20 protein-coding genes and 1 pseudogene are annotated in these 26,628 nt (G+C 43.0%); 6 read left to right on the top strand and 15 right to left on the bottom strand.

What is annotated here, in order from left to right; genetic code table 11:
• Nucleotides 1–27: 27 nt before the first annotated feature.
• A pseudogene (locus ACYUBO_RS04255) lies at nt 28–1,208 on the top strand (IS256 family transposase).
• 426 nt (nt 1,209–1,634) lie between these two features.
• On the top strand, nt 1,635–1,772 hold the full coding sequence (locus ACYUBO_RS04250) for a hypothetical protein (RefSeq protein WP_460372618.1): 138 nt from the start codon (nt 1,635–1,637) through the stop codon (nt 1,770–1,772).
• Between the two features lie 102 nt (nt 1,773–1,874).
• Here ACYUBO_RS04250 and ACYUBO_RS04245 read toward each other — a convergent pair whose 3' ends face one another.
• From ACYUBO_RS04245 to ACYUBO_RS04220, 6 genes are all read right to left on the bottom strand, one after another.
• Nucleotides 1,875–5,099, bottom strand: a complete 3,225-nt coding sequence (locus ACYUBO_RS04245; RefSeq protein WP_460372617.1) for a DEAD/DEAH box helicase family protein — start codon at nt 5,097–5,099, stop codon at nt 1,875–1,877.
• A complete protein-coding gene (locus ACYUBO_RS04240; RefSeq protein ID WP_460372615.1) occupies nt 5,096–8,218 on the bottom strand; it encodes a site-specific DNA-methyltransferase in 3,123 nt (1,040 codons plus the stop codon). The genes ACYUBO_RS04245 and ACYUBO_RS04240 overlap by 4 nt, the downstream gene beginning before the upstream one ends.
• Nucleotides 8,215–10,950 carry an ATP-dependent helicase gene (locus ACYUBO_RS04235; protein ID WP_460372613.1) on the bottom strand — a complete coding sequence of 912 codons (2,736 nt, stop codon included), beginning with the start codon at nt 10,948–10,950 and terminating at the stop codon, nt 8,215–8,217. Before ACYUBO_RS04235 ends, ACYUBO_RS04240 begins: the two co-directional genes overlap by 4 nt.
• A gap of 347 nt (nt 10,951–11,297) precedes the next feature.
• The gene (locus ACYUBO_RS04230; protein ID WP_460373588.1) at nt 11,298–11,618 is read right to left on the bottom strand and encodes a DUF2085 domain-containing protein; all 321 of its coding nucleotides are present in this window, start codon (nt 11,616–11,618) and stop codon (nt 11,298–11,300) included.
• A gap of 63 nt (nt 11,619–11,681) precedes the next feature.
• On the bottom strand, nt 11,682–12,125 hold the full coding sequence (locus ACYUBO_RS04225) for a hypothetical protein (RefSeq protein WP_460372611.1): 444 nt from the start codon (nt 12,123–12,125) through the stop codon (nt 11,682–11,684).
• Nucleotides 12,122–12,778 (bottom strand): hypothetical protein, encoded by a 657-nt coding sequence (locus ACYUBO_RS04220; protein WP_460372609.1) that lies wholly within the window; start codon nt 12,776–12,778, stop codon nt 12,122–12,124. The genes ACYUBO_RS04225 and ACYUBO_RS04220 overlap by 4 nt, the downstream gene beginning before the upstream one ends.
• A gap of 264 nt (nt 12,779–13,042) precedes the next feature.
• Here ACYUBO_RS04220 and ACYUBO_RS04215 point away from each other — a divergent pair, with 264 nt between their 5' ends.
• On the top strand, nt 13,043–13,792 hold the full coding sequence (locus tag ACYUBO_RS04215; protein ID WP_460372607.1) for a tetratricopeptide repeat protein: 750 nt from the start codon (nt 13,043–13,045) through the stop codon (nt 13,790–13,792).
• 75 nt (nt 13,793–13,867) lie between these two features.
• Here ACYUBO_RS04215 and ACYUBO_RS04210 read toward each other — a convergent pair whose 3' ends face one another.
• Nucleotides 13,868–14,218, bottom strand: a complete 351-nt coding sequence (locus ACYUBO_RS04210) for a hypothetical protein (protein WP_460372605.1) — start codon at nt 14,216–14,218, stop codon at nt 13,868–13,870.
• 391 nt (nt 14,219–14,609) lie between these two features.
• On the opposite strand from ACYUBO_RS04210, the gene ACYUBO_RS04205 reads away from it, so the two are divergent.
• The 3 genes from ACYUBO_RS04205 to ACYUBO_RS04195 all read left to right on the top strand — a co-directional run bounded on the left by ACYUBO_RS04205 (nt 14,610) and on the right by ACYUBO_RS04195 (nt 16,888).
• Complete coding sequence (locus ACYUBO_RS04205) at nt 14,610–15,227, top strand: hypothetical protein (protein ID WP_460372603.1); 618 nt, start codon at nt 14,610–14,612, stop codon at nt 15,225–15,227.
• Between the two features lie 374 nt (nt 15,228–15,601).
• Nucleotides 15,602–16,390: a hypothetical protein gene (locus ACYUBO_RS04200; protein WP_460372601.1), complete on the top strand. Its 789-nt coding sequence runs from the start codon at nt 15,602–15,604 to the stop codon at nt 16,388–16,390.
• A gap of 117 nt (nt 16,391–16,507) precedes the next feature.
• Entirely contained in the window at nt 16,508–16,888 is a 381-nt protein-coding gene (locus ACYUBO_RS04195; protein ID WP_460373586.1) for a DUF3060 domain-containing protein, read from the top strand.
• A 372-nt stretch (nt 16,889–17,260) separates the two neighbouring features.
• On the opposite strand, the gene ACYUBO_RS04190 is transcribed toward ACYUBO_RS04195, so the two are convergent.
• From ACYUBO_RS04190 to ACYUBO_RS04155, 8 genes are all read right to left on the bottom strand, one after another.
• Nucleotides 17,261–17,494 (bottom strand): DUF3006 domain-containing protein, encoded by a 234-nt coding sequence (locus tag ACYUBO_RS04190; protein ID WP_460372599.1) that lies wholly within the window; start codon nt 17,492–17,494, stop codon nt 17,261–17,263.
• 5 nt (nt 17,495–17,499) lie between these two features.
• Nucleotides 17,500–18,480, bottom strand: coding sequence for a ComEC/Rec2 family competence protein (locus ACYUBO_RS04185; RefSeq protein ID WP_460372598.1), 981 nt, complete (start codon nt 18,478–18,480; stop codon nt 17,500–17,502).
• Between the two features lie 203 nt (nt 18,481–18,683).
• Nucleotides 18,684–19,073 carry a hypothetical protein gene (locus ACYUBO_RS04180; protein WP_460372596.1) on the bottom strand — a complete coding sequence of 130 codons (390 nt, stop codon included), beginning with the start codon at nt 19,071–19,073 and terminating at the stop codon, nt 18,684–18,686.
• 793 nt (nt 19,074–19,866) lie between these two features.
• Nucleotides 19,867–20,580: a hypothetical protein gene (locus tag ACYUBO_RS04175; RefSeq protein ID WP_460372594.1), complete on the bottom strand. Its 714-nt coding sequence runs from the start codon at nt 20,578–20,580 to the stop codon at nt 19,867–19,869.
• A gap of 93 nt (nt 20,581–20,673) precedes the next feature.
• Nucleotides 20,674–21,069 (bottom strand): hypothetical protein, encoded by a 396-nt coding sequence (locus tag ACYUBO_RS04170; RefSeq protein WP_460372592.1) that lies wholly within the window; start codon nt 21,067–21,069, stop codon nt 20,674–20,676.
• A gap of 469 nt (nt 21,070–21,538) precedes the next feature.
• Entirely contained in the window at nt 21,539–22,723 is a 1,185-nt protein-coding gene (locus ACYUBO_RS04165; protein ID WP_460372590.1) for a DNA primase, read from the bottom strand.
• On the bottom strand, nt 22,723–24,426 hold the full coding sequence (locus ACYUBO_RS04160) for a UvrD-helicase domain-containing protein (RefSeq protein WP_460372588.1): 1,704 nt from the start codon (nt 24,424–24,426) through the stop codon (nt 22,723–22,725). The genes ACYUBO_RS04165 and ACYUBO_RS04160 overlap by 1 nt, the downstream gene beginning before the upstream one ends.
• Before the next feature lie 237 nt (nt 24,427–24,663).
• Nucleotides 24,664–26,118, bottom strand: coding sequence for a hypothetical protein (locus ACYUBO_RS04155; protein ID WP_460372586.1), 1,455 nt, complete (start codon nt 26,116–26,118; stop codon nt 24,664–24,666).
• Nucleotides 26,119–26,628: the final 510 nt, after the last annotated feature.

The following is a 26,628-nucleotide window of genomic DNA, read 5'->3' as shown; positions in this document are numbered from 1 at the left end:
TTAGAATTGCAAAAGAGGAACAGAGCCATGGATCTATACGATTTAGCAGAAGATTATCTTTCCGATCCACAGGGTGCAATGCAGACCCTGCTGACCACCTTTATGAACATGGTTATGCGCTGTGAGGCTGAGAACAAGCCGGAGCAGGGTATTATGAGCGTTCTGAACACCGCACCGCCACACGGAACGGGTATTCAGAACGAGGTTTAAAAACACGATACGGCGACATATGGCTTCAAAAACCTGAGTTTCGTGAGAAGCCATTCCAGACAATTATCTTTGAGCGATACTCACGAGTTGAACGCGCTCTTATTCTTGCAATCACCGAGTCGTATATCAACGGTGTCTCGACCCGAAAGATCAATGAAACGATGAAACACTTCGGGATCACCAACATCTGTCCGGATACCATCTCCAGGATGGCCAAGGAACTTGACGGTGTTGTACAAGAATTCAGAAATCGCCCGATAGAACAGCCATTTCCATATTTAATCGTTGATGCAACGTATCTCAAGGTCCGTCGCGGTACCCGTGTTGTATCTCAGGCTCTTCTCATCACAGCCGGGATCCGGGAGGATGGGTTCCGTGAGATACTCAGTATCGACCTGATGGACAGCGAAGGTGAAGCCTTCTGGTACGACCATTTTGAGATGCTCAAGGAGCGTGGTCTCCACGGAGTACAACTTCTCATCTCTGATGGACACACAGGGATTCAGAATGCAGTTCAACGAGCTTTTCTCGGTTCAAGCTGGCAGATGTGTCATGTCCATATGCACAGGATCATCAAATCCAAGGGGATCAGGAGGTGCGATATAAAAGTCGTTGTTGAGATTGTCAGAAATGGAATTCAGGGAGATTTCCAGGAACTCCAGAACGCCATACAACAGTTGGAAGAGATGGGATACAAGAGTGCTGCGGCAAGTCTTGAACGGTTCTCTACGGACCTCCTCAACTACCAGGCGTTTCCTGAAGAGCACTGGAAACGTCTCAGGACAACGAACATGTTGGAACGGGTGAATCTTGAGATTAAGAGGAGATCACGAAGTATTGGGGCGTTTCCGAACGGCGATTCAGCGATGCGTCTTATAGGTTCGATCCTGATTGATAAGAACGAAGACTGGCTCTGTGGCAAACGATACCTCACGATCTCGCCTCCTGTAGATGAGACAACCAGATCGTCCAGAGAGTGTTCTGTAGCTGTTCAATAGCCCTTTCATATGAACTGCCGTTGAATTCCCGTAGAAAAGGAATAACGGGTGACTGGTGCCCAGTGGCTGCATGTGGTCGGGGGTGGGTGAGCCCACCCCCTTGTCGTTAGGATAGCCCGCTGTACTGGAAAAGAATTTGCGACAGCCAATTGTTGCACATAATGTTTAATATAGAAGAGATCGAATTGGTGTTAGGTACAGGTCTTGCCTAATTTACAGGACGATACTGACATAACCCCAGAAAAATGGTGTGTTGAAAACAATGTCAGTAAAGACAGTAACACAGGCATCAATTATGACTGTATTATCAATAAAACGCCTCTCTCCTACAAAACGAACCGCAAAATCGGAGGATATGCTCCAAGTCTGTATTTAGAGAAGATTCACAAGGAGACCAATATCACCCCTGATCGTCTGGATGAAATTATGATGAGTCATAACATCGATCCCTCCATCGCTCGATCTGATGATTTTGAATCATTCTTCATGGCACGGAAAGAGGCGATTCTCAGAAGAATAGAAGTAGCAATGGGAAAACCGATTGCTAGGGATGTTGCTGAGTAATTGAGTAATCTTTGAAGATAACCAACTCTTTTTTGTCAGCTATCTCTGAAGTAAGAGAGCAGGTGTGTCAACACACCGAATGAAATAAATGATGGAGAAAGATCAGGATAGAGCAAACTCGAAGATTTCTTTCACAAAATCAGATTGATGGATTGATAGAATATGGTGTTCTTTCCTCAGTTGTTTATCGGTATAGAATGAATGCTGTCCATCCTGGGGTTTGGTTACAGAGATAATGAACGAATCAAGTTTTAATCCACATACAATCCCCTTCTCTTTTAATCGGGTGTTGATTCTGTGTTCTATTTGTTTGATATCACTGGCAAGCTGCACCTTTTCGTCATCAAATCCGGCACTGTAGACCATACCATGCGGTTCAAGGAAGATGATATGTTGTGTGTTGGTATCAACTAACCACATGATGAAATCCGGGTAGAACCAGGATCGTTTGTAGAACCCGACACCAGTCTTAGGAATATTGCGGATCAAGTAGATTTTCTTATCCGAGAACAGCTCCGGGTGTTCATCAATGAATACCTTGATACTCCGGACAAGTTTTTCTTCACCTTCGTTCAGTCCTTCCGGAGAGATTGAATCGATTTTAGTGGATGATTTGCTTGTCTTGGCAAGCAGTGGCTGATACAGGTGATTCTTAAAGAAGATGTTTGTTATGAAGTTCGTCGTTTCACCTATATTGATCTGTTCGATCTCATTGATTGAAGCATCAATTGCTTCAAGGACATCTACCTCGTTTTCCTTGATTTTAAGGGTATACTTACCAAACTCGAAATTCCCATGAGATTCAGATAACCGTTCAACTTGAATGGTATCCATCATCCAGATATTTTTCAGCCTGCTGTATGCTGTTTGGATTGATTTTTTGATGATGAGGATGATCACATCCTGTAATTTTGAGATCTCGGTGAATTTTGCTGGGCGAACTACATTCTGATCACAATATAGAGTATAACAATTCTGATCCGCGATGATCATACGAAGTAAATCTTTATTGAATACAACGTTTTTCCAGCCTTTTGTGTTTTTATGGTTGAGAAGAGTGAAATACACCTCATTCCAATCGATCAGATCAAGGTATTGTGTATCGATACGGATTGGATCCGGGCGGTCGTCTGATTCAACCCCTAAATAAAACGCACTGTCTTCAACCTCAACCTTGGGAAGTAGATCGATTGTCACTGGAACTATATGTTCTTTGGATAACACAAGCCGCTGTTTTCGTTCAAATCCGGTCTTCTCCCAATGTGGAATCAATAGTTTGTTCTGAATATGTTCAGAAGTGATCTTGATTGGAATCCGTCTCTCAACGGTTTTGTATTCATCCACACCTTCGATTGTGAGGAATTCCCGGAGATATCCGATATACTTTGCATCCACCCCGAAAATATTGAGTGTTTCGAGTAGAGGGAGGTTCTGTGGTTGATCGCCGGTATCATTTGTACTGCGTTTGAGAGAGTTATCATGTCCTTTAAGGCGGATACCTCGACCGAATAGCTGGATAATTTCTGTTCCTTCGCTCTTACCGATGTTGATCAATCCCATGCAGGAAACGCGATAACAATCCCAGCCTTCAATGAATTTTTTAGCACCAATGAGGATATTTATCGTGGATTCAGGACTGTCAATCGAACGGAATAACGAGGGATGGGTGATTTTCTCAACATTGATGTGCGGTTCATTATCTTCAACAATTTTGATGAATTTTGGGGCATCACCGACATAAATATCTCCGAAGAAATGGTTGTCACCACTTTTCAAGCCGATCTCTCCTTCACTATTTTTGAGGTGGACCAGAGTGAGACCGGAAGCTTCTGAACAGCGGAATATTCGATGAAGCATATCTGAGTATATTGCATCTGGATTCAAACCCTTTTCTCGGAGATAACGAAGTCGTTGCTCGGGATATGCTGGGCTGAAAAGATCGTGTTTTGTCTTCTCATGCAGTAGTCCTGATCTCCCTTGAACAAATGCATCTATTGTCTTGATTACCCAATCGCGGTCAGTGAGTACTCTCTTAAAGAAACGAACAACAGTGAGAACATCGGATTTGGTGCTGGAGACATTTACGGTGCTTCCGACAAATATCCACAATGGATCTGCGATATTATATTCTGTTGTCGCAACCTCTTTGAGATCCTCGAACACGAGCTTCTGTTCATAATAGGTCAGAAGGTTGGCAAAAAGCACTTTGTCTGTTTCATAAGTGGATTTATTGACGTTTAATATACGGTATTCCTTCCCATATCCATCATTATAGAAGTGTGGATATGAATAATCAAACAAGATGGTTTTTGCAAATACGCTGAGGTTATCGTTATCGACTGATCCTCCACCGGCTGCAGCCTGTCCGAATGTAGCACTGTATTCAAACGTAAACCCTTCCCGGGAAACCTCTTGTCTGAATTTTTTCCATTTCTCTCCGCCGGATCCTTTATGTGCTTCATCCACGAAAATGAGGTTTTTCTTGCCGAAATTTTCAATATCAACTCTCTTGAGTCCACCATCTTTTTTATCTTCGGTAAACCGGGTGATTTCTATTACATTGATTGCTTCTTCAGATTGGGGTTGGAAATAACCACTTAGCCGTTCGGGATCAAACTGGGTACACGGTATGTTGCTGATCTTCATCTCGCGAATGTGTTGTGCTGAGAGATCGGTGTTCGGTGTGATAAGCAGAACACGTTCAATATCGAGTTTGTTTGGACCTTTGTTATAATGTTGAAACTGGAGATATGCGAGATGGATGAGAAATGTCTTGCCGGATCCTGTAGCCATCCAGAAGGCACATTTCCGGAGTTCATCTATATTTGGGGTGAATCTGGCATAATATTCATACGGCTCCTCAATGGTTCTCAATCGTTCTTTGACATGATTCTTCACCACATCTTCGATCCTAGCGGCGAGTTTTCCTGGACTTTGAAAATATAGATCGAGATACACTTCCGTGAAGAGAGCAGCCAGCCACTGGTAATATTTGAGACGGATTGGTGTGTCACGGTTATGATTGATCTGTTTCATGTAACGAACGATATTCTCATCATAATTCTGCAACTCGTCATGAGTAATCCGGGCATTCTCTCTGAATCCATCATGACGTTTTAAAACGTGGTAGAAGTATGATTGTCCATCCTCGTCTTCTCCCTCTTCGATCTTTGCTAGGAGAACCTGGAAATCAGACAGTTTGTTTAACCCAAACATGTGGCATGCAAATGAAAATTTCATTAACCAAGGTCGGAGCTCGCCCTCTTTTGAGGTTTGACTCCTGGGTTGTGCTTGCCCTCTTCTTCGTGTTACTGGCACATCTATCACGCACCCATTCTTTTCTTGAATTCAGGTTCGATGGGTGTCGCTTTAGTTGCGAAACAATGTCCATTAACGTAGAGTGTACCGGTATTGGGGAATTCTTTCAGGATATTACCATTGATGAACGCTTCATCGGCTTCAAGCGCCTTCTCTTGCCCTACAGGATTCTTCGGTGAATTCCGCCAGACTATTGTGGCAGTGCCTCCATCAGGCAATACCCCGTGCACAACTCTGTATGTGAGCCCGTTGTTTTCTCGGACGATTCGGCGTTTGACATGCAGACCAAGGAGGTAATTGAATGTCTCAACAAGATCAACAGTTACCTCACGGAACCCATCATCATCAACAGGGAGATGCTCGAAACCAGTATCGCGTCGGATACGTAGTTTGTATGCCAAGGGAGTGGCAATTTTGTCAATATTGAGTCTGCATGCACTCTCTTTTGTTTCAAAATCAAGGAAGTAGTTCAGCATGTAATCTTTCATGCCGAAGATGGTGGCTTGGATTTGCCCGTCACTATCTAAAAATTCGATATTATCAAGAGTGTCTTCGTATTGTTCTAATTCCAGATATTTGAATATGTGGCTCTGACCGTCCGTATCTTGAGGTTTGCCTTCTTTCCAGTTCGTTGAATATACCACTTTCTGAATTCTGGGTTTTGTGAGGGTGTCGAAATAATCTCCCATTTCTATGAGTATGTATTTAATAGAAAGATCATCTTTCATATTAACATTCAGAACCGCATGTGCAGTGGTGCCAGAACCGGCGAAAAAATCCATTATTTGATAATTTTTATATGAAGATATTCTTATTAATCGTTCAATTAGAGGTAGTGGTTTTGGATGGTTGAGTTTACATTGTTGAAGGATATCAATTATTGTTTTTTTCCCAGATTGTGATGATGATAAGCCCTCAAAGAGTGAAGATTGAATTATGTCTATTGGTTCGTTCGCAAATATTTTTTTTCTGGGAACCCCATCTCCATTATCTGCAAAATATATTCGATTATCTTTTCGTAAAACTTCAAATTCTTCAAAATCTAATGACCAATTTCTTGTATATATTTTCCCCGTTGGAGTAGTGATTGAGTAATATTTTTTCCCAGTCGTTGATTGTATTTGATTGCGTGAAATATTGCCAGACATCCAATCGCCTCTGGGATCATTATCAGGATTGCCCCAACCATCATTACTACTATATTTCATCTCTTGATATTTTCGAAAATTGATGGTGTTTTTATCATTAAATGCAGAGAGAATGTATTCGTGTTCTTTCCGCACTGTATTTCGAGCGGTTTTAGGCATATTTCCATCTTCACGAACGTCCCATATATACACCTCATTGTTTTTCTCGCCGAATAAATCATTTAATAAAATCCGCAAATTATGAACCTCATGATCGTCGATGGAAGAAAAAAAGACTCCATCATTTTGTAATAAAGTTTTAGATAAATGAATTCGATGATAGATCATAGAGATCCAACTTGAGTGTTGGTAATTGTCTCGATAGATAAATTCATCGTTACCAGTATTATATGGAGGATCAATATAGATAGTATCAATCTGATCAAGATATCTATCTTGGAGTAAATTCAGAGCTTGCCAGTTCTCCGATTTAATCATCAACCCTCCAACCACCTCATCCAAATCATCAACAGGTGTGCCATCAGGGTGTTGGAAATGTTCTAATAACCGATCTGTGAAACGTTCATCAAAAAATGCTGTGTCGATGACGAGGAATGGATGGTTCTGTAGAAAATCTACATCGATTTTTGTATCGAAAATCGTGGTTTGTTCTCTTTTGTCACCAATACCATAGAGTATCCGCCATTCATCTAATTGTTTTTCATTGGCAAGGATCTCGGGATAAAAATCTTCAGGAACATGATCAATAGTCATGCAGTATCCGGTTCGGATAACGAATTTCTTCTTCTCCCACAACTTCTTCTGGAATTCTTCGAGTTGTGCCAGAAACTCGATTATCTGGTGACCAATTGATTTTATTACTTTAGCTCGTTTCACATAACGTTCGACAGCAACTTCATTCTCTGTTCCGAGGTCATCCAGACGGAAGACCTCGTTTTTTATGAAAAAGTCAAGTTCCTGACGGAGGAAAACCCCCAGATTTTTGTGAATGAAGAAATCGCTTGTGTTTTCTCTTGTAAAACTATTGATATGCTTGAAAAGACGGGGTTTGGAATCATTCTCCCGTTCATTTGCTTTCAACGCATCAGCTAACCCTTTTGGTATTATCTCTGTATCAAGTATCTGTGCTACGAGTCCTGTAACAATATCTTCGTGATTTGGTTTTTGCCGTGACGCCCCAGCCGGGTATTGATGGATTAATTCCTCGTCTGAAAGAGGTTTATAGCTGAATCGGATGGTCAGAAGGTTTTTTTCGTCATCATACAGAACGGAATCGTCATTTGCGAGAACAAAATATCTTCCCTTCCCATTCCCATTTGATTCTCCTTCAACATGTACCACTTCAAAGAGGACTCGGTACGTTCCAACATCAAATCCATGCGTTTTCAGATGCCGGTCCGTCTTGATATAATACTGATCTTTATTTGCCCAATGAAGCATGACCTCTTCACCATTGTAGGGGATCGCATACTTCTCATTTGCTGAGTATCGTCTCAAAGATAGGAAATCACCATCTTTGTAGTATCGGGAGAAGAACTCTTCGAGATGAGCAAATATCTCTGCTTTTTGAAGATCACTCATCGAGGATTCTTCTACCTTGTCCTGGAGTTTCAGCCACTTTTCGTGTAGTTCTTTCCCCTTCAGACTCTCACGGTATTGTGGTTTAAGACCAGATTCATCCAGCGCAGATTCACCATAGGTTTCATGGATAGTCTGTTCCAATGTATTGAGATCTTCTAATAACTGGTTACGGATATCCGCATCATATTTCCCGAACTCTGTATCAACCGTATTGATTAGTTCCTCGTCCATGAACCTGAGAATCTCATCACGTTTTTGGTTCATGATTCGATATACACCAAAATCGAGATCGGGAGAATCTATCTGGAAAATTTCTGTAAGTTTCTGTTTTAGCTGTTGTTTATGTCGTTTCAAACGATCTTCCTGATGTTGTATCACTTTACTATCGGATCCTATCATACCTGCCACCTGCAAATAACCTTATAATCGCACTCCGAACACACAGCCCCTGGACACGGTGTAAAATCACCGGAGATAATATGATTGATATGATTCTCAACCCGTTTCACTGTGTCGTTTATTGTCTGGTCAGTTACCTCCACGTCATTGACAACTGCTTCTTCGAGGAACGCAACCGATCCATGAGACACCGTCTCTCCCAGAACACTGAGTCCTCTTGCATACAGCTGAACCTGAAGTGCTGAATCTTCGGGGGTTGTAGAGGTATCAGAGGTCTTATACTCACGCACTTCGACCGCATCACCGTCATGGAGTATGACATCGACTTTACCTGCAACAATGGCGTTTTGAATGGGAAACTCGATTCGTGTCTCCACTTCTTTTATCCGTCGCATATCATCAGAATGAATGTCTGCGAATCGCATGAGCTGTTTTTTTGCTGCCTGTTTGATCTTCTCCATCCGCCCTCCGGTAACAAACGGCATATGGAAATGCCGATCAACAGAGGTTGATACAGCGATCAAGGGAGGGAGTTGTTGGTTCTTCATCAGATTGCCAGCTTCTCGCAAACAGAAATGGAGGGTTTTGCCATAACCCAGATATTCGGATAGACCTGGTTGGTATCCCCATAAGTGTCTGAGCCGGTAAAAGTATCCGCATCTTCCATAATCAACAATCTCACCTGCGGTAAATGTCAATAACTCGTCATTCACACCGCCAGTCGAATAGGTATGATCGGGTATATTGTCGTTTTGGGATAGTGGCTCCACATACTGCAGGTCCGATATATCATTGATGAACAAACTCATTCCTTTCCGACGACCGCTCATGGTAGTGAAGTAACTTGCCACTGCCACATCTTTTGCACGGGTGAGAGCAACATACATGAGTTTCCGTTCACTCTCAACATCACCCTGATATTTGGCAACATCAAACAGCCCGTGGCTCATTAACCATATCCTGCCTCTTCCAATAAGACTTGATGGGAACCGTTGGTTCACCAGACAAGGGAGGAATACCTGTGACCATTCAAGACCTTTACTCTGATGGATTGTCACCAGTTGGACGGCATTAACGCCACTGAAATCGTCACCAGCCTGTTCTTCATATTTTGATGAGGCATAGGTGTTCAGATACCAGCAGAGCCCTTTTAAATCGCTGGTCAAGTCTCTTTTTCTGCGACCGCCTAACATTATCGCGGTTTCATAATCGGTAAGAAGGGTATTGAACCGCCCGATATTCGCCATGATGACTGCATGACGGGGATCATCGGGATCCAACTGGTGGAATCCGAGGATAACCAACAATTCTGCAAGGATCCGAGAAAGGTTTTCAAAAGTATCACTGGCAACAGATTTTTTCCAGCTATGAAGGTTGGTGATGGTGTTTTGGTTTAGTCTGAGATCTGGGATCCCCTGGTTCCAGTCATCAATTGCTCCATCAAATAACTCCTCCCCCTGTATTGTCTCTTTTGAATATCGATCGGGTTTCCAGAACCCATCTTCATATAACCAGGCAAACAATTTTCCCAGACTGACGATCTCTTTCCTGCGGAAGAGACCGACTTTTCCACCGACGATAAAAGGAATATCTCGTCGCCTGAATTCATCGATGAAGAGTGGTGCTGAGGTTGATACACTTCGAAACAGGATGGCAATATCGCAATAATTACATTTCCCCTGAGAAATAAGGTGTTGGATCTGATCAGCTATCCAGTACACTTCCTGAATATCACTCTCCATCTCTGCGAGATAGACGCCACCCTGTTCGCGACGGACAGGAACCATGTGATCATAATGTTGGTTTTCGAATGTATCCGAGAAACCATTGGCAGTTTCTATAACTGATACAGTTGATCGTCGATTCTCGGTGATATGAATCGTTTCTGTGTCAGGGTATTTTTTGGCAAATTCCTCAAACCAACGTTCATCTGAACCACGCCACTGGTAGATGGTTTGTCTGGGATCACCTACTACGAAGATATTCCCCTTATCTCCAATTAATTGAATCAGTTCTTCCTGTGCGAGATTAATATCCTGGTATTCATCGACAATGAGATGCTGGACATACTTTGATACCTCCGGCTTCTCTCGCAGACTATCTAGTGCAAGCTGAACCATTCGGTTGAATGTAAGTTGTTTATGGGTATCAAGCAGATCTTCGTATTTTTTTAGTTTTTCAAGGAATGCTTTATCTTCGGGTTTTCTGAATGCAGTTTGTGGTATCATTTCTCCATAATACACATTCAGAGTGTTTGTGAAATCTTCACAATCAGTTGCGTAATACCTTCCCCTACCTAATCCGAGAGACCAGCCAAACCGCATGAGATATGCCATCTCCTGATTATCATCGAGGACCCCCCAATCCCCATACCCGAAATACTCGTCAAGTAAACGGTAGCAATATCCATGGATGGTTCCGATGAACATCTCTCCAAGACGGGAACAGATCTCATCACCCCCGAGATTTCTTACCCGCTCGTATACCCTGCTTTTCATGCTTTGTGCTGCCTTCTCAGTGAAGGTAAATGCAACAATCGCAGAAGGATCAACATTTTGAACCAGAAGAAGATGGACAATTCGGCGAGTCAGGGTTTCTGTTTTCCCGGCACCTGCACCCGCGATTATACGGATATGTGAACGAGGACAGAGAACAGCACGGCGTTGTTGGTCTGAAAGAGGTTTGGGTTCGTTGAGAATTTTATCTTGAAGAGTGTCTGAGAGGAGGGGCATGATAACCAATGGTTGATGGGGCATTATATTAATTGTTCAGATTTGATTGTATCAGGTTGGTTATAATGAGTCGCAATTATCCTTTGTTGAAATATGTTCTTATACGATTTGTTGTTGTGTAGACTGAGCAAGTCATCTTTTTATCTCAAAAAGAAGACATAAATCCATTATTTTTGAGATTGGATGCAAAATTATTAATTATATTTAATTTAATATTTTAGATTAAATAAAATTAAATATGGAGTTGATATAGTTAAATAATGACACAATAAAATAAATTATAATAAATATTATAACTAAAATTATAAAATGGAGACAACATTGTGCTTCATATTCCTCTCTTTCGCTTACCATATAACCACCAAGAAACTTATAGAGAAACCAAATAACAAACCTGTAATAAGTCTTAAACAATTATTACTTTTTCGCAACCCCATCAATTGTGTAGTGCCATCAATAACCATGGGAATAAAGAAGGGTATTAGAATCCAAAATGGTAGACGAAAACCTACAATAACAAAAAACAAACCAGATACAAAACCTAAATACATCCCTAAACATCTACTACAAAGATACTTTTCTAAACCGAAGAACGGTATTGAACGTTCCTTCTTTCGATGACAGAAACAAAGGTTTATTGTTTTGCCCTTAATTTTTATGGAGAACACGGGTCCAATATTGTCATCCCAAAAATATTTTATGAATTCCAATACTGCTACCTCCCCCAATATCTATAAACAACATGTTAAGGTAGCTTCCATCTCTTTGCATTGTGAACTTTCAAAGGCATTAATATGTCGAGATGAGGGTGTATACGAACGTAATATCCTCACACCTATCATTTTTCCTGAATCGTCACGAACTGCTGAATGAGGGGTTCTATCTGGAGATACAACGTCAGGTCTTTTAACGGTCTCAGCCGTCAGAGTTGATGTGATGTATACTACGTTGTCGACTGGATCCGGAAGATTAACTACAGATCCAAATTCTTTGTAAATGATGGGTGTCTCACCAACATATCCAACGATCTCTTCTGCTGCCCCGACCCTAGCGATCTTACCTGTTGGTGGGATCTCTATATACGAATCATCTGATTGATACAATCTGATTGTGTGATGTGTGAGATTCACAAGTCGAGGATTCTGATAGCAGGAGAGTTGATGGAGAGAGATCATTTCTCCACCTCCCTTTTTTCGGCAAGAGGACTTGTGAAAAAAGTAAGAATACCCTCATCTGATATGAAATCCCATTCTTCACCATTGCCTAGAATGTTTATTGTGTCAGCATTCATCAAACCGTACCGATAATGGCGAATCGTATTCCACATTTGTCCTACAAGAGCATCTGTCAGTGACTGTTCCTTTTCATTACAACCTGTCCGATATTCCTCCAAAATATGTTTTGGAAATCGGAATGTTGCGGGACTCGTTGTGTCATTAATAGCGACCTCTTTCCATTGTTGGTTGTCTTCTGGATCAAAAACTCCGACAAACTCGGCTTTATCCTCCATCGATTTTTTATATACCAATGTGGCAAAGCACCCATATAACTCATTATGAATCTCCCGTTCATTTAAGTCCTTAAGCAGATCTATATCAGTAAATGCCTCCGAGGATACGATATAATACCCTTCAACTAAGTCTTCCTGTGGATTAATGACCAATCCAAGTCCGTCTTCTGTCAGATAACCCCGAATCTGGATTATGGATCGTATCAGATTTCGATATTGCCGTTTGTATATCTTTGATCGATCTAATTTTTTAATGTCATCTTGTAGTTCAATAGTCCATTCAACAAGCGGTCTGTTTAATATCTCATCTTTTGTCATACACTCTACCTCCTTAATACACCCGATACTTACAATATGTAATAACTCTGTATTTCATTTTGTAATATAGGTGTATTACACATTATAGATCATACTACTATATATAATTAATCCAAAGTTCACGAGTGTCACAAAATCCTCCAATAATCAATTAATCTTTAAAGAAAACGATATCCATACGTTTCGGGGAGGATCGGGGAAATGCGCACCCCTCCGCCTATCACTTCACAACCTTCAACCCCTGCCGCCCCCAACATATCCCCAATGTCCCGCCGCCCGACTCTCATCTACGCAACCGCCCTCCTCCTCATCCTCATCCTGTGCCCCGCTGCCGCTGCGGAGAACGAGTCTGTATTCTTCCACATCAACGAAGGCTGCGATTACGTCGAAGCACGGCAGTACACCAAAGGCATCGCATCGTTCGACCGGGCAATTGAGTTGGAACCTGGGTTCAGCCTGCCGTGGTACAATAAAGGTGTGACGTTCCATGAGATGCGACGATATGACGATGCCTTGGAATCATATGACAGGGCAATTGCTCTGGATCCATACTATACAAACGCACTTATCAACCGGGGCATTGTGCTCCGGGCACTCGGGCAGTATGATGAAGCAATGGAATCGTTTCAGCTTGCTCTTGATAGATCGCCCTATTCAGTTGAGATCTGGAACAATGTAGGAGCAGTCTATTCAGATATGGGATTGATTGAAGAATCGGTGGCTGCGTTCGAGGTGGCAATCTCACTCGATCCGATGTATGCACCCTCTTGGGATAACTTAGGAAGAAGACTTGTCGAGCAGGGGCGGTATGAGGAGGCATTAGCAGCGTTTGAGAAGGCACTTGCACTTGATCCGGATGATGAGGCAGTGCGGTGGCGCAGGGACACCCTGAAGCAGCAGCTGGCGTTTAAAGAGATGATGGTCCGGTGGGCGGTGATTGGGAGTGTTGTGGTTGTCGGATACGTGGGGGTCAGGGTGTGGAAGTGTTGGGATTTAAGGAATAACTCAAAATAGGACTTCAATTTAATGCATGAATTTACTACATATTAACTACTAATTTTAATAAAAAGATTATTATAAACCTTTATATTATCTTCTAACACGCTTTTTATGCGATAAAGGTTCTTCAGCTTCTTCAGCAACACTACTACTTTCACTCCCCAAACTCTCAAGTTCGCGGAGATAGATTTTTTTTATATTGTCATCTGCAATAATATTGCAAATATCCTCAAACATTTTTATATAAAATTCTCTCCTAGGAATATTCGCGTTGATTGAAAAAATAACGCTCTTTTGACCTCCCCCATGAACAGCAGTAATATAATTTTGTTTTAAGGTAATTTTAATTGTGAAAACCCCACCTTTAAATGAAATCGATTCGATATCATCAACAGGATACGCTGCCCAATTTGAGCTTCTATCGTCAATAAACAATCTCATTTCAATTCTCCATCATCCCATTATGTGACATTAACTGAAAAAAGTTTCGTAATCTCTCGACCACTCATTTACGGACTGGTTAAAATTTGCTTTATAAAGGACGCTGCTTCTGAAACTCAGTAAGCACCCAATACACAAAGACCAGAACAACACCCGCCATGGTTGCAACGAATAGTAACGGTAAGACCTGCGACCCGTTGAAGATCCGGAAAACCAGTTCCAGAAGCAATCCCATACCGAGCCCGGCGATGATAGTTCCCATCCATAACCTGCGGGTGATGTTGACATCGAACGAGGTGTCCATTGTAAAATGTTTGATGGGGAAGTTGTTATCCTTTATTCTTCGTCCAATATAGCAACCTTTATCGAACCCTATAACCTAGTCCACATCATGAAGAGACTACTGATCTTTTTCATAACCGGACTGTTCGTAATTGCAGCAGTCGGAATCGCAGGATGTGCTTCAGAACCAGCACCAGCACCCGCAGCACCTGTATCAACACCTGAACCAACACCTGAACCAACACCTGCTGCGACTGTATCGGCTCCTGAACCAGCACCCGCTGTACCAGTAGCGACACCAGAATCGACACCAACACCCCTAACGACATTTCCCAAGGTTATTTATGATCAAAGAATTGGAGTTACCATAAATTATTATCATATTATACAATTTAGGGATCACGGGGTAGACTTTTGTTATGGTGGTGAACAGTACGAGATCGAGGTAGAATCAGATAAGAGTCTGAATGTCCTTTTCATGCAAGATACTAATCTTGATAATTTCAGAAATTATCGCCCTGAGTGGAACTCGAATCAAAGAAAGTGGGATTATAGAGGAAAAATTGTTTCCCAATTCGATGATACATATCACAGAAAATTCGTTGTAACCATACCTGAAGGTACGGGAAGATACTCACTCTGTCTTGACACAAGAAACAGTCCGAAAGATCTTGTAGTTGCACGTGAGACTGCTATGGTTGATGTGAAGATAACAAGAATAAAATAATTTTGCCACGTCATTATAGGCGCGGATGATATAGATGGATGAGTGGATGTTAGGGGTGGCTCCGGGGGAAATTATACCTCTTTTTCAGATCTTGCCTGGGAAAGTCGCATTTCGGAAACGGTAGAGTAGCGAGATCCAATTATATTTCAAAAAAGAAATAAATTCGAAATAGCCTTAGATTTTAGCAGGGAATTATAACCTTAAATTCGTAATTCCAGACCATTGCCGTTGGTGAGTTTACCGATCCATAACCTCTGGCTGATGACCGCATCGAACGATGTGTCAGTTGTAAAATGTGTGATGAGGAGGCAGTTATCCTTTATTCTTCATCCAATATAGCAACCTTTATCCAACCCTATAGCCAAGTCCAAACAATGAGGAGATTACTGACCTTTTTTATTATCGGACTGCTCCTAATTGCAGGAGTCGGGATCGCGGGATGTACTTCAGAACCAGCATCAGCACCCGCTACACCTGTATCAACACCTAAAACGACGCCGGAACCGGTTCCCCAGAGGACTAATGTAGATATTGTTGAGGAGATTGTGAGATCCTACCACGAAACACACACATATATGGGTCCGGATATTTTTGTTTGTGGTGATATGGCTATGGATGTGTGGAATATGGTTGAAACGGAGGGAATCAATGCAAAAATCCAGATTGGAGATCCAAAAAAACCAAAACTAACAGATTTGAGTGAAGTAACCCATGCATGGGTTCTAGCGGAAACATCGCCTGGGAAATGGGTTGCATTAGAGGCAACTGGCGGTTTTATAAGTTATGATGATGGCTACTATCGGGGCTGGTCTTTTGAATCCCCACGGGAAATGAGAACCTATCTCTCGTTAATAAAACAATTAAATACTCAATTAAAGGTTGTTGAGAGGGCAACTAACGATTACAACCAAAAAGTGTCCGAATATAATTCAGCAGTAAATCGCTATAACGAACTTAGTAACCAATATTCTCGTTATGCTGGGCGAACGAGTAGTAATCCTTACGAAATACAGGCGGCAATGGATTTATATTCTCAAATTAATGCACAAGGGATGATAGTCTCTCAGCGGGTTGGTGAGCTGAATCAAGCAACGAACAATCTTAACAATGCAAATCGCGATTTAGAGGACATTTATTTTCAAATGAACAATTTATTCAAATAAATGCATAATTAATATTCCATCCAATAAGGAGATTCATAAAAAGAAGATATCATCTTAAATCCTTAATAATCGAGAAAAACTTATCATTAATGGCATTCTATTGTTGATTGATTGGATATGGGAAAAATAAATATAAGAATTTTATTTGCGACGATAATTTTCATTCTTGTTGCGTTTTCTGGTTGTATTGAGATAAATCATTCCGATAATCAGGCACGTGTAGCATCACCTACTTCACAGCCAACATATGGAGTTCCATCATCTACTCAGCAGGTATTACCTTCAGTTGGAGATGTATTTATTAATGGTAATTATAAGATTCAAGATGTTTCCGGTGAAAGAATTCATGTAAATGGCAATTATAACGAAGTTAAGATACTCAATTCAGATGTTACGATGATTAGAGTTAATGGTAACTACAATACAGTTTATTATCCGAGAACTTCCAGACCTCTAATAAATGAGAATGGTTCAGAAAACTTGATTAAATCATATTAAAGAGAAGAAGCAATGAGAAATCTTCAAAAAACCACACTGATCAGTTAAGAGTCAGGATTGCATTTTTGAGGCAGATCATTATAGCGATTCTTCACAATCCAATATCATTTCTTGCCATTTAAAGGGGAGATTCTCAAAGGTCCCTGCTTCTTCGATGGCTTTTACAAATTCTGACCGTAACAAATGATACTTCTTGTGAAATGTCAGGCTGTTAACAACTACCGCACATCGTCTGCTGAATTGTGCTGTCATGCGTTTATACATACCTATCAACCATCTTTCTTCTAATGGGTTATATCAGGGCATTATCAAGGGTAGATAACGTCCATACATCCTTGTTGAAGCCTACTCTTCGGTTAATGAAGAATAACATTACCCGTTCTTTGCTTTCAGTTTACCCAGCGACGCTGTCACCCGCTCCCGGGCATCAGCAGTCGCCTCCTCATCCCTGCCGATCTGAATATCTATGATATCCCCCTCCCTGCATCCCGCAGGCAATAGGGTAGTGGGGAAGTCTATCTTGATATCTTCATCGTCCCGGACGAGAAGTACCGCGTAATCGCCAGCAAAACGGTCTATGGTGGCTTTGAAACCGCGTCTCTCCATCAGGTTCATGCTCCACGTTCGGATGTGACGGTGTATTTCACGCCATTTGTTGCGATCACGATAGTCCCGTGGTGGTCGGTTCGGTAGACTTGTGATCCAATCACACGGAGCCGGTCGAGAACCTCATCTGTTGGGTGACCGTAGCGGTTACCTTCCCCGACCATGATGATGCTCACCTCGGGGCTGACGGCTGCCAGGAACGTTGCACCTGATGAATATCTGCTCCCGTGATGACCCACTTTCAGGATCTCACTTTCAAGGTCATAATGCTGCATCATGAGGTTCTCGGTGCTGATCCCGGCATCTCCTGTGAGCAGGAACGCGACCTGCCCATACTCCATCTTCAAGACCACCGAATCTTCGTTCAGGTCGCCGGTGAGTTGTGGTCCGGGGTTGAGGATCTGGATCGAGAGAGCTGAGTCGAGATTGATGGTCTGCCCGCGTTCTGCTACACTGAACGGAATGTTTTTCTCATCGATCGCAAGCAGCATGTTCTCGTAAGTCTGCGATGTATGCGGGTTGCCGCTATCAATGAACCGACCGACCGGGAATGCATCCAGAACATCGGTCATACCCCCGATATGGTCTGCATGCGGATGAGTGGCTACAATATAGTCCAGTCTGGATACACTCTGTTCTCTGAGATAGGAAACTACTGTTGACCCATATCCCCGGTCGCCTGCATCGATAAGCATGTTCTTCCCATTATACTGGATCAGGATGGCATCGCCCTGCCCCACATCGATGAAGTGAGCTTCTAGCCGACTGCCGGGTTGGACTTGCGGGGGAGGGGTTTGGGTTGTGTCTGGGGGTGGTGTTGGCGTTATCTGTGTCGGCTGTTCGGTTGGTTCAGGAGTTGGGATCTGGGTTGGTTCAGGAGTGGCGATGGGAAGGGGTTGTTCCTGGTCGACACAGCCCGCTGTGCTGAATATGGTGATGATCGCAAAGATTGCGAGTATGGTGAGGATGAGATGTTTTGGGTTCATTGGAATCACTGTTGTGGTAATTTTGTATATTAGGTGTAAATAAAGTAATAGTCAATCAATAGGCATCAGTTATTTACAGAGATTTTGATATATAACCCTATTCCGATTTTGAAAATAAATGACGGATAATCAGATTATTTATTATCTAAATACCGAATAAAGCATAAATTGAAGAGAACACAAACGTTGTTCCTTCTGACATATTAGGGTAGGTGATGATCATAATAATCATGATAATCGCCAGAATGATAATAGTCAATATCGTCCCCCCAACTTAAATCATAACCGACATATGGCTCCAATTCATCGAGAGAATCATCACCTCTATCATAGTAGTCAGGGAAATTATTTCCAATTGGTGTAAACCTACCTGTTATAAGAAATCGTGAGGACATATTTGCGTGGCTACCCGTGATTTGTTCGGGTGCGGGGAAGGGGGAAAGGTAATCTTCTTCATTTTCACCCCCAAGTCCTTGAGTCAAAGTAATAACAGCGCAGGGGTCAACGTCCTCTTCAAACCCAGAAGAAGTCTCAAAATGCACGTCTTTACCCTTGCCCCTGAGTTTTTCAATTAATTCCTCAAATAAACCCATTGCCCTTCACATCCAACCCGCCATAACGAGATTGATTATAATGACATTATCTGATCGAGATATCAATCACGGAATAGTGGGAATATAACCTGCTATATGTTATTCCTTATGATTCTATCATGGGGTGGGGAAGATTCTCCAAATTGAACTAGCTCCGCATAACTCAGCCATAAAGATCATGTGTCCTCCTATCATCTATCTGAGTGATGACGTGCCCATCTGTTCAGACATATGATCCTGATGTCAAATTTGAACCCTGTTATGGTTTTGAGTGCCAATAGCGCTGTTTAGCCATACCGATGTGAAATCGTAGTTATGCCACAAATCCCCCAAGGATGAGACATGTATACAGACCTTTACCTATCAATACATACACAATGTACAAATATGTGCATCAGAGTACACCAATTTCATTATGTTTCGATTCGAGTGTTGCAATTTTTCGGATTCCCCGCCCGTTATAAATTATAATTGATCATTTTATGCATGAGAGTAATAATACATGCTCAACTTTTCTGGGTTCAAAATTTTTCGGAGGTCGGTTTCCCACTAGGATATTTGAAAATGGAAAGTCGGGTGGGGTGCCCCCGCATCTCTGAGGTGAGGGGCGGCTCTGTGCGCGTAATTTTTGATATCCAGGGTTTAACGCGGATATAAAAATGGAAAATCGGGTGGGGGGGGTAGGGCTTTTCGCCACAACCAATGGATGAAGGTACTTTTCAGGCTTTTGCCAATGTATGTTGTTAACGATAGTCGTTTCCAGTGGCAAAAAGAGAATTGAAGAAGGTCGAGCCTATTCTGACACGAGATTGCCCTTCTGGTGGAGAATCTGGCTCTGTGTCCAGAACGAAACCTTGCCGGATACCAGATCGATTCGCAAAAAGGATTTGTTGAGATGTTTCGCCCTGAGGATCCATTCATAGATTTTACCAGCTCTCTCGCCCGTATATATGATGAGCGGCTCGGTGCTGCCCAGACAGATCATTGTAAGAATGGGATCGCAGCCTGGAAGTACATTGCACTTGAGGGAGACCATCAGACTGAGATCGGAGAGGGCGACAGAATCCTCCTGGACGATTTCGAGGTGAAAAGGGACGCCGTTATCTTGAGTTTTGGATGGAGGGGAAAGGGAGTCCGTGGGATAACAATCGCTGTCCTGGGTATCGTCATGATCCTCAATGATCATCCAGACTTGGTTACGCACGTTTTGTTCTTCAAGATCTTTATAAAACGGCTCGCGTTCGATGAGCTGATCCATGATAGATCTACGGATTTTAAAGGGATGAGCCATCTCTTCTGTGAGAGGGTCGGGGTATGTTTGGTCTATAGCGGAGAGCGGTTCCGGGACGAACCAGAGTCCTTGTTTAATCATGGATCGTCCAACACCCTTCATTTCTGGGCTCCAATGCTCAAACGCAAAGATCATTTCGCGGGTCATGGGAAGGGGATTTTCTGGCGATACGGGGACGTTGTCGTCGTATTTGTTGTTCGCATTCTTTTTTTTCATATAAATTCCTCAGTTGATAAGGGGAATATTTCGAAGTGTTCATAGAGCTGTTGCGGGTTCGAGATTCTTATATAAGAATATTTTTAAAACACCTCACTCCTCCCAAATTCGGATTCGTTCGAACAGCGGTTTCAGGTTCGGAATCTGATCCGAATGGGGACGGGCAACCTTTGTCAGGAGGACCGCCTCGCGCCGGGTGATGTCGTTGATATCGCAGGAGGCGAGGTATTTTATCATTGCTTGTCTGGCGACAAAACCGATACCGTCTCTTGTAGGAGAGCTGACTGCATAATCAACGAACCGGATCCAGTCGCCGGGGCTTTTGAGATGGCGAGGGTGGATCAGATTGAAGGAGATCGGATCTCTAATGGAGATGATAAGGAGGGCATTTAAGATTTTCTCGCTTGGGGGAGCATGTGGGGAGATATCATTATAGATGTGATATCCAGACTGTCGCTTAGGGATGGGAGTGGTGTTGTCGGTTTTCATGGTTTTCAGAAAATTTATCGTGTTTTGGAGTAGTCTGCTCAATCGGCTGTGCTATCTGGTTTATGAGGCTGCGGATGGATGTCAGCATTGGTGCCCCAGTCAGAACTTGAGGTGTTAATTAATATCTATGGTATTTTTCATAATCACCAAACAAGCCTGAAGAGCTTTTTTTAGGAGTTGTTCCAGCATGAGAGGATTTCCCAGATAGGAGGGTAGTATGTCAATGAAAAGGTAGGGAGAATAGCTGAGTTGAAATGAGTTGCTGGGTTCTCAACGTGATCACTCTTTCATTGGATAAGAGGGAGAGGAGAGAGAAGAGGGTTATTTCGCGTGTTTGTTATTCGATTATGTCAAATATCAGTTTCTGTAGATCGACCATTATTATGGGCAATATACAGCTCTCATGGCTAGTAAGGTTTTGATGTGATGAGTCACGACATGAAATTAAAGGAGGAGGAGGGAAAGGTATTCATTTCACCCCGTACTTCTTCCTACAGAATTTCACTGTTTCGTTGAAGGCATCACCACGTAATTTGTCATTTTCGTCATCCAGGAACCCCTGTTCAAGGGCAATCAGTTTGAGGATATCCCCGGCTCTTCCTTTTTCGGCACCCCCATGGAACGATGTCCAGGTCTGCCCATCCTGAGAAATAGCAAAATTATCACCGTGAATGCTCCCGTATACTGGATGGGAGCCACGATGACCGGGCGCTATACCCGTGTATGCGGAGAGAGAAGGCATAGCGTCCTTAAGTGCTTCAATATCATCTTGAGAATAGGCAATTCTTGATGTGGATGATCTTTCAGAACGGAGGGTTGTCATTGCCCTGTTAATCATCTTGTTTTGTAGCTCGTGTACCGAAGGGTGATCCTGAGCTGGAATGGCGCTCTCGATGAGAGATGCGAGAGACCCACCTGCCCGGAGATAGTCGTTCAGATCAACTTTCTCTTCACCGTCCGGACGGGGGATCTCGCCTATGCGTGTGGGTGGAGAGTTGCCTGTGATCAATCCCATAGCTATTTTTGCAGCCCCTCGTGTTCCTATTCCGCTCTCCTCAGAATCGTTTATGATGATGATCTCGGATGCAAATTTGCAATACTTGATGACATCAGGCATCCGTTCCTCTTTGAAACGAGTTGTAACAGGACTGATTGCCGGATACCCTGCCTGATGGACAGCAATACAGTCGGTGATCCCTTCTGTGATGACGAGAGTGTTTGAAGGGATGACTGTATCAGCACCAAATATTGGCTCGATGAATCCGTTCTCTAAGACCTTTTGCTTTATGTATTTAGGTGATTTGTAGTCCCCCCAGGAGGGAGTGGCATCGGTCTCCCTGGCGATGAAATAGAGAGGGGAACCGTAGAGAAGGTAGGGAAACACGAGCCTTCCTTGAAATAGATCGGATGATGAGTGTTTGGTTTCAGTTCTGATCTGATTGATCAAACCTGAAGTGCTGATATCTTCATTTGGATACCCACGACTCATGAGATACTCAAGAAGCCCGCTTACTTTTGGAGGTGCATACCCGATCCGGTACTTTGTAATCGTTTCGCGGGAGAACCCGTACCGGGACTGGAGGAAGTTCCTGTGTTCTTCTGTGAGGTATCGTTCGAAATATTGGCATGCATCTTCAAGGATTTGGTTTTTCATTAGATCACCTCTTCGAGCAGAGGGCAAACCGGGCTCTTGCCATAATCCACGATTACCAGATTTTTGCTTGTACGTGTCACCGCTGTGAAAAATACTCTCCGTTCCTCAGCATTCCGTTCGGGAATCACCAGATCAGAATACCTGTTTTTCAAGTAGCCGGAGTGAAGAAGTGTTATGGGAGATTCCAGACCTTTTGAGGCATGTATTGTGTCGATTTGAATCATGTCGGGAGGGATGGTGAAACCTCGCCTTGCATCTCTGTGGAGACATGCCCGGATCTGATCGATCTGTTTTTGGGTAAGGTTCAATCGATCGAGGATGTCGTCTTTACGACCGCGGGTTATCTGATGTAAATGTTCTGCTCGGAGGATTGTGTGTTTATCTAAGGAAGTGAGTTCGGCGATGATATCATGATACCTAATCCCATCAATACCGCTAAGTGAATGAACAAATGTTATGGCTTCGTCATAATCGACCTCAGAGCCGGGAGTAAGATATTTCTGAATCACACATTTGAGTTCATTGAGATCGATTCTTTTACCGGCGATAGTTGCGGTCCATACTTTATTTCTCGATTCTTTGATACCCATACAGGGGATGCCGTGTTTGGCGAGTGTCCGGGCAATTTTCTTCGCATTATCATTAAACCGGCTGAGGATGAACATTTTTTTGGAAAGGTTTTCAGGCATACTGTTACCATGGAGATGTTTGATCCCAGCCTCGACGAGCTCGATTAAATCGTGGGCATGAGGGCATTTTTGATGAGCGGCTCGACCTTTCCATCGGGTATGGGCGGAGACATTTGATTGTTTTCCAAGGACCCGTTCGGCAACGTTCATAATCGCAACTGGGCAACGATGGGATTCAGGACGATTCTCCATCCCATCTGATCCGACGTCCTTTGCATCGAGAGAGAGAAAGAGATTTGGATCGCAACCTCTGAACGCGTATATTGCTTGATCTTCGTCACCAGCGACAAACGCTCGTTTGGTGTCAGGATGGGCGATCCAGTGCTTCAGGAGAGCATGCTGGAGAGGCGATACATCCTGATATTCATCGATGATTAAGATCGAAGCTGGGGGGAGGATTTCATGATCCAGCGCCAGGCGGACGTAGTCACTGTGTTCGACAACCTCCTTTTGAATCTTATGCTCGCTCCATGCAGAGAGGAGTTCGGGAATATTGTATGCGTCACCGGAGAGGGTTAATCCGAGGGATGAAGCTGATTCATGCCATGAATTGTGAGATCTCAATGTCGAACTAAGATAGCTGTTCAGGGTAATAAGCTGGTTTCCAACCGGTATGTCGGCAAGACGCCTATGATCGTCAGTATCGGTGAGCCACCCTTTCGGATTGTAATCAAGCTGGTGTTGATCCATGAATTCCTGGAAAACCCCGTTCCTTTTGGAATCACCGGGTTGGAGTATAGGATTTTGATCGGACGTGAACAATCCGGTATATCTACACTGCCGGTAAACCGTTGCATCTATTGTTGCTACTCGTTTGTCAATTTGTTCTGGAGAGAGATCCGGCATATCGTTTCTGAGCCGGGTTTTTAGATCTTCTGTCTGGGATCGGGAAAATGTCATGATACTGATATCGTCAAAAGATACCCCTTTCCCCAGTTCGTCAGAGATAAAGGAGATTAGTTGAGTGGTCTTCCCACTACCAGGTCCTCCTCTGAATCGGGAGAGTTCAGCCATAGGTTAACTCCATATAATCACGCGAGGTATTTCTGTTACAGGTGTTACGGGTTAGTATGTTTTCACCCGTTACTAAAAGGACGACGATTTGGTTTTTAATATAAGAACAAATAGATTCTTGACGACCAGTTACAGGTGTTACGGGTGTTACGGGTAGTTTTGCATCTTGCACGATTTCGTGCAAACAACTTTCCTCGCGTGTTACATGTCGGTTACCTGTAACAAAAATATGGGGGATCATGCTGCACACACCTCCTCCGAATCAGTAAAAGGATCATCATTCGAATTATCGGGAAGGGGTTTCAATTGTGGATCGAACCCCCATGCTCTCACCGTTTGCGAACCAATTCTGAATACTGTGGAACCAGTAATCAGAAATCCTGTTTTTTTCAGATAATGCGAAAGACCGGGATCTGTCGGACTTTTACCATTATCTTTCATCACATCAGATATTATCGAACCAGCGACCCATAACGGACCGTGAAGATCCTTATACAACCCGCTTCTCACGAGCCCTTCTTGCTCATTTGAAGCTGTTTTCGAAGCAACCTGTTCTAATATCTGTTCCGCGATTGGTTCCCAAGGAGACACGCATCCTAATGGTTCAATATCTTCAGCACGTTCCATCCAAAAATCTCGAATTTGTTTGAATTCTTTTGTTTTTATGTCAAGACCACGATTATATTTTTCGATCCATTGGTTATTGATTGATGACGAGTTTAATGATCCAAAATCTTTTGTTTGAAATGTCAAAGATACAGTATCATCCATTTCGATGATATACGTTGGAGATTCGGTCATTTCTCGTTTAACCGAAACTGTTTTCCGGAGAACTTCTGCACATGCCTCACTCATGATCGCATGAGAATCGGGGGAATTTCCCATATCATTGAAAATACGATCGAGATGATCTTTCACATTTTTCTGATCGAAAACCGGCAGTGTATCTTTTATCTTTCGAGCAATTCGTCCGGCAGCCCGAGAATCCTGGAATGCGGGTATGGATGCTGTATCTGACACCACAACTTCACCCTTACTATATATCTCCGATATGTAGTTGTTACCAGAAGATGATATCTTCAGAGTAAGATCTCCTACAAGGAGCGGCACATTATCGAGAGCTGTTCTTGGAGTGAGGGTAGATGCTGTATCCTGTTTTGGTGTCTGTTTATTATCATGGGAGATCATGTTCCGCATATTCATAAGAAATATTCGAGTATTTTCAGGTGAGGAAAAAACGCCTTTTTTGTCGAACTCCTCTCTTTTTCCCGCGAGGAATGGGTAGTGTTGAGCCAGCTCTTCACAGAGATTCAGGAGAGCAGGATGATCGAGTTTTCCGAGTTCTTCGTCCGAGGGGAAATCCGATTTGGTTTCAATTGTTTCAGTTTCAGGTTCGACATTTGGTGAGGTCGATCCTTTCTCCTGAATTATCGCTGCAACCGCCTGCCAGAAGACAACCTCATTGTCCCGACACGACCAGAGATGCTGCTCTTTCAGCGAATCGAACAACGAAGGGTTCTTCTTCATTACTTTGTCAACCCAGAGTTTTGCTGCCAGTTTCTGATGATACTCGTCAGAATGTATCGGGATATCGGGGGAGGGGGTGAATCCTCCCATCCATTTCCCCGTATAAGACGAGTATGATTCGGGTATTACTGTGATCTCGGAGACGGGAGGTATATCCGAACTCATAGTGAAGACCCTCGTGATACGCTTTGTGCAGGGCTGCCATCAGATTCGATAATGATGACTTTTCCCTGCTCCATAAGGATCTCTGCTGCTGCAAAATAGAGAGAATCGAGTTGTTCGTATACATCACGGGGGATCTGGATTAGATCATTATTTAGCGTTTGAGATTTAAAGTATTGAATTGTAATTCCTCCATGGAGGGTTGTGAGGTTGAGTTGTCGGGGAGGTATGTTGCGGAACATTTCGATCTCCCTGTCACTCAGTTTCGTTTTTGATGTGTTCATAAACTATGCATCCAGTATCATCGATACTGATCAGAAATCGGTCTCCTTGATGGAGATTGTGAAGTCGGCAGATTTCTGCTGGGACTGTCAGAACGTTCGATCCTTTGGGACCTCCGTTGCGTGACAGTTTGGATATAGAAACTATTTTTCTATTCACAAATACTAGTTTGAAGTATCCCCATATAAATGAATGTGGGTCTGAGGGGATCTTTTGAGTTTGTATGGGCGA

The organism is Methanocalculus sp. MC3, from assembly GCF_054767395.1.
This window is presented reverse-complemented; position numbering and strand designations above follow the sequence as displayed.

Bases quoted from the DNA above. Each gene is read 5' to 3' on its own strand.
- ACYUBO_RS04220 (WP_460372609.1), bottom strand. From the start codon at position 12,778: ATGACAAAAGATGAGATATTAAACAGACCGCTTGTTGAATGGACTATT.
- ACYUBO_RS04250 (WP_460372618.1), top strand. From the start codon at position 1,635: ATGATGAGTCATAACATCGATCCCTCCATCGCTCGATCTGATGATTTT.
- ACYUBO_RS04180 (WP_460372596.1), bottom strand. From the start codon at position 19,073: ATGGGTTTATTTGAGGAATTAATTGAAAAACTCAGGGGCAAGGGTAAA.
- ACYUBO_RS04190 (WP_460372599.1), bottom strand. From the start codon at position 17,494: ATGGAGAGACGCGGTTTCAAAGCCACCATAGACCGTTTTGCTGGCGAT.
- ACYUBO_RS04155 (WP_460372586.1), bottom strand. From the start codon at position 26,118: ATGAGTTCGGATATACCTCCCGTCTCCGAGATCACAGTAATACCCGAA.
- ACYUBO_RS04210 (WP_460372605.1), bottom strand. From the start codon at position 14,218: ATGAGATTGTTTATTGACGATAGAAGCTCAAATTGGGCAGCGTATCCT.
- ACYUBO_RS04170 (WP_460372592.1), bottom strand. From the start codon at position 21,069: ATGAAAACCGACAACACCACTCCCATCCCTAAGCGACAGTCTGGATAT.
- ACYUBO_RS04175 (WP_460372594.1), bottom strand. From the start codon at position 20,580: ATGAAAAAAAAGAATGCGAACAACAAATACGACGACAACGTCCCCGTA.
- ACYUBO_RS04160 (WP_460372588.1), bottom strand. From the start codon at position 24,426: ATGGCTGAACTCTCCCGATTCAGAGGAGGACCTGGTAGTGGGAAGACC.
- ACYUBO_RS04240 (WP_460372615.1), bottom strand. From the start codon at position 8,218: ATGATAGGATCCGATAGTAAAGTGATACAACATCAGGAAGATCGTTTG.
- ACYUBO_RS04205 (WP_460372603.1), top strand. From the start codon at position 14,610: ATGAAGAGACTACTGATCTTTTTCATAACCGGACTGTTCGTAATTGCA.
- ACYUBO_RS04215 (WP_460372607.1), top strand. From the start codon at position 13,043: ATGTCCCGCCGCCCGACTCTCATCTACGCAACCGCCCTCCTCCTCATC.
- ACYUBO_RS04165 (WP_460372590.1), bottom strand. From the start codon at position 22,723: ATGAAAAACCAAATCCTTGAAGATGCATGCCAATATTTCGAACGATAC.
- ACYUBO_RS04185 (WP_460372598.1), bottom strand. From the start codon at position 18,480: ATGAACCCAAAACATCTCATCCTCACCATACTCGCAATCTTTGCGATC.
- ACYUBO_RS04225 (WP_460372611.1), bottom strand. From the start codon at position 12,125: ATGATCTCTCTCCATCAACTCTCCTGCTATCAGAATCCTCGACTTGTG.
- ACYUBO_RS04235 (WP_460372613.1), bottom strand. From the start codon at position 10,950: ATGCCCCTCCTCTCAGACACTCTTCAAGATAAAATTCTCAACGAACCC.
- ACYUBO_RS04195 (WP_460373586.1), top strand. From the start codon at position 16,508: ATGGGAAAAATAAATATAAGAATTTTATTTGCGACGATAATTTTCATT.
- ACYUBO_RS04200 (WP_460372601.1), top strand. From the start codon at position 15,602: ATGAGGAGATTACTGACCTTTTTTATTATCGGACTGCTCCTAATTGCA.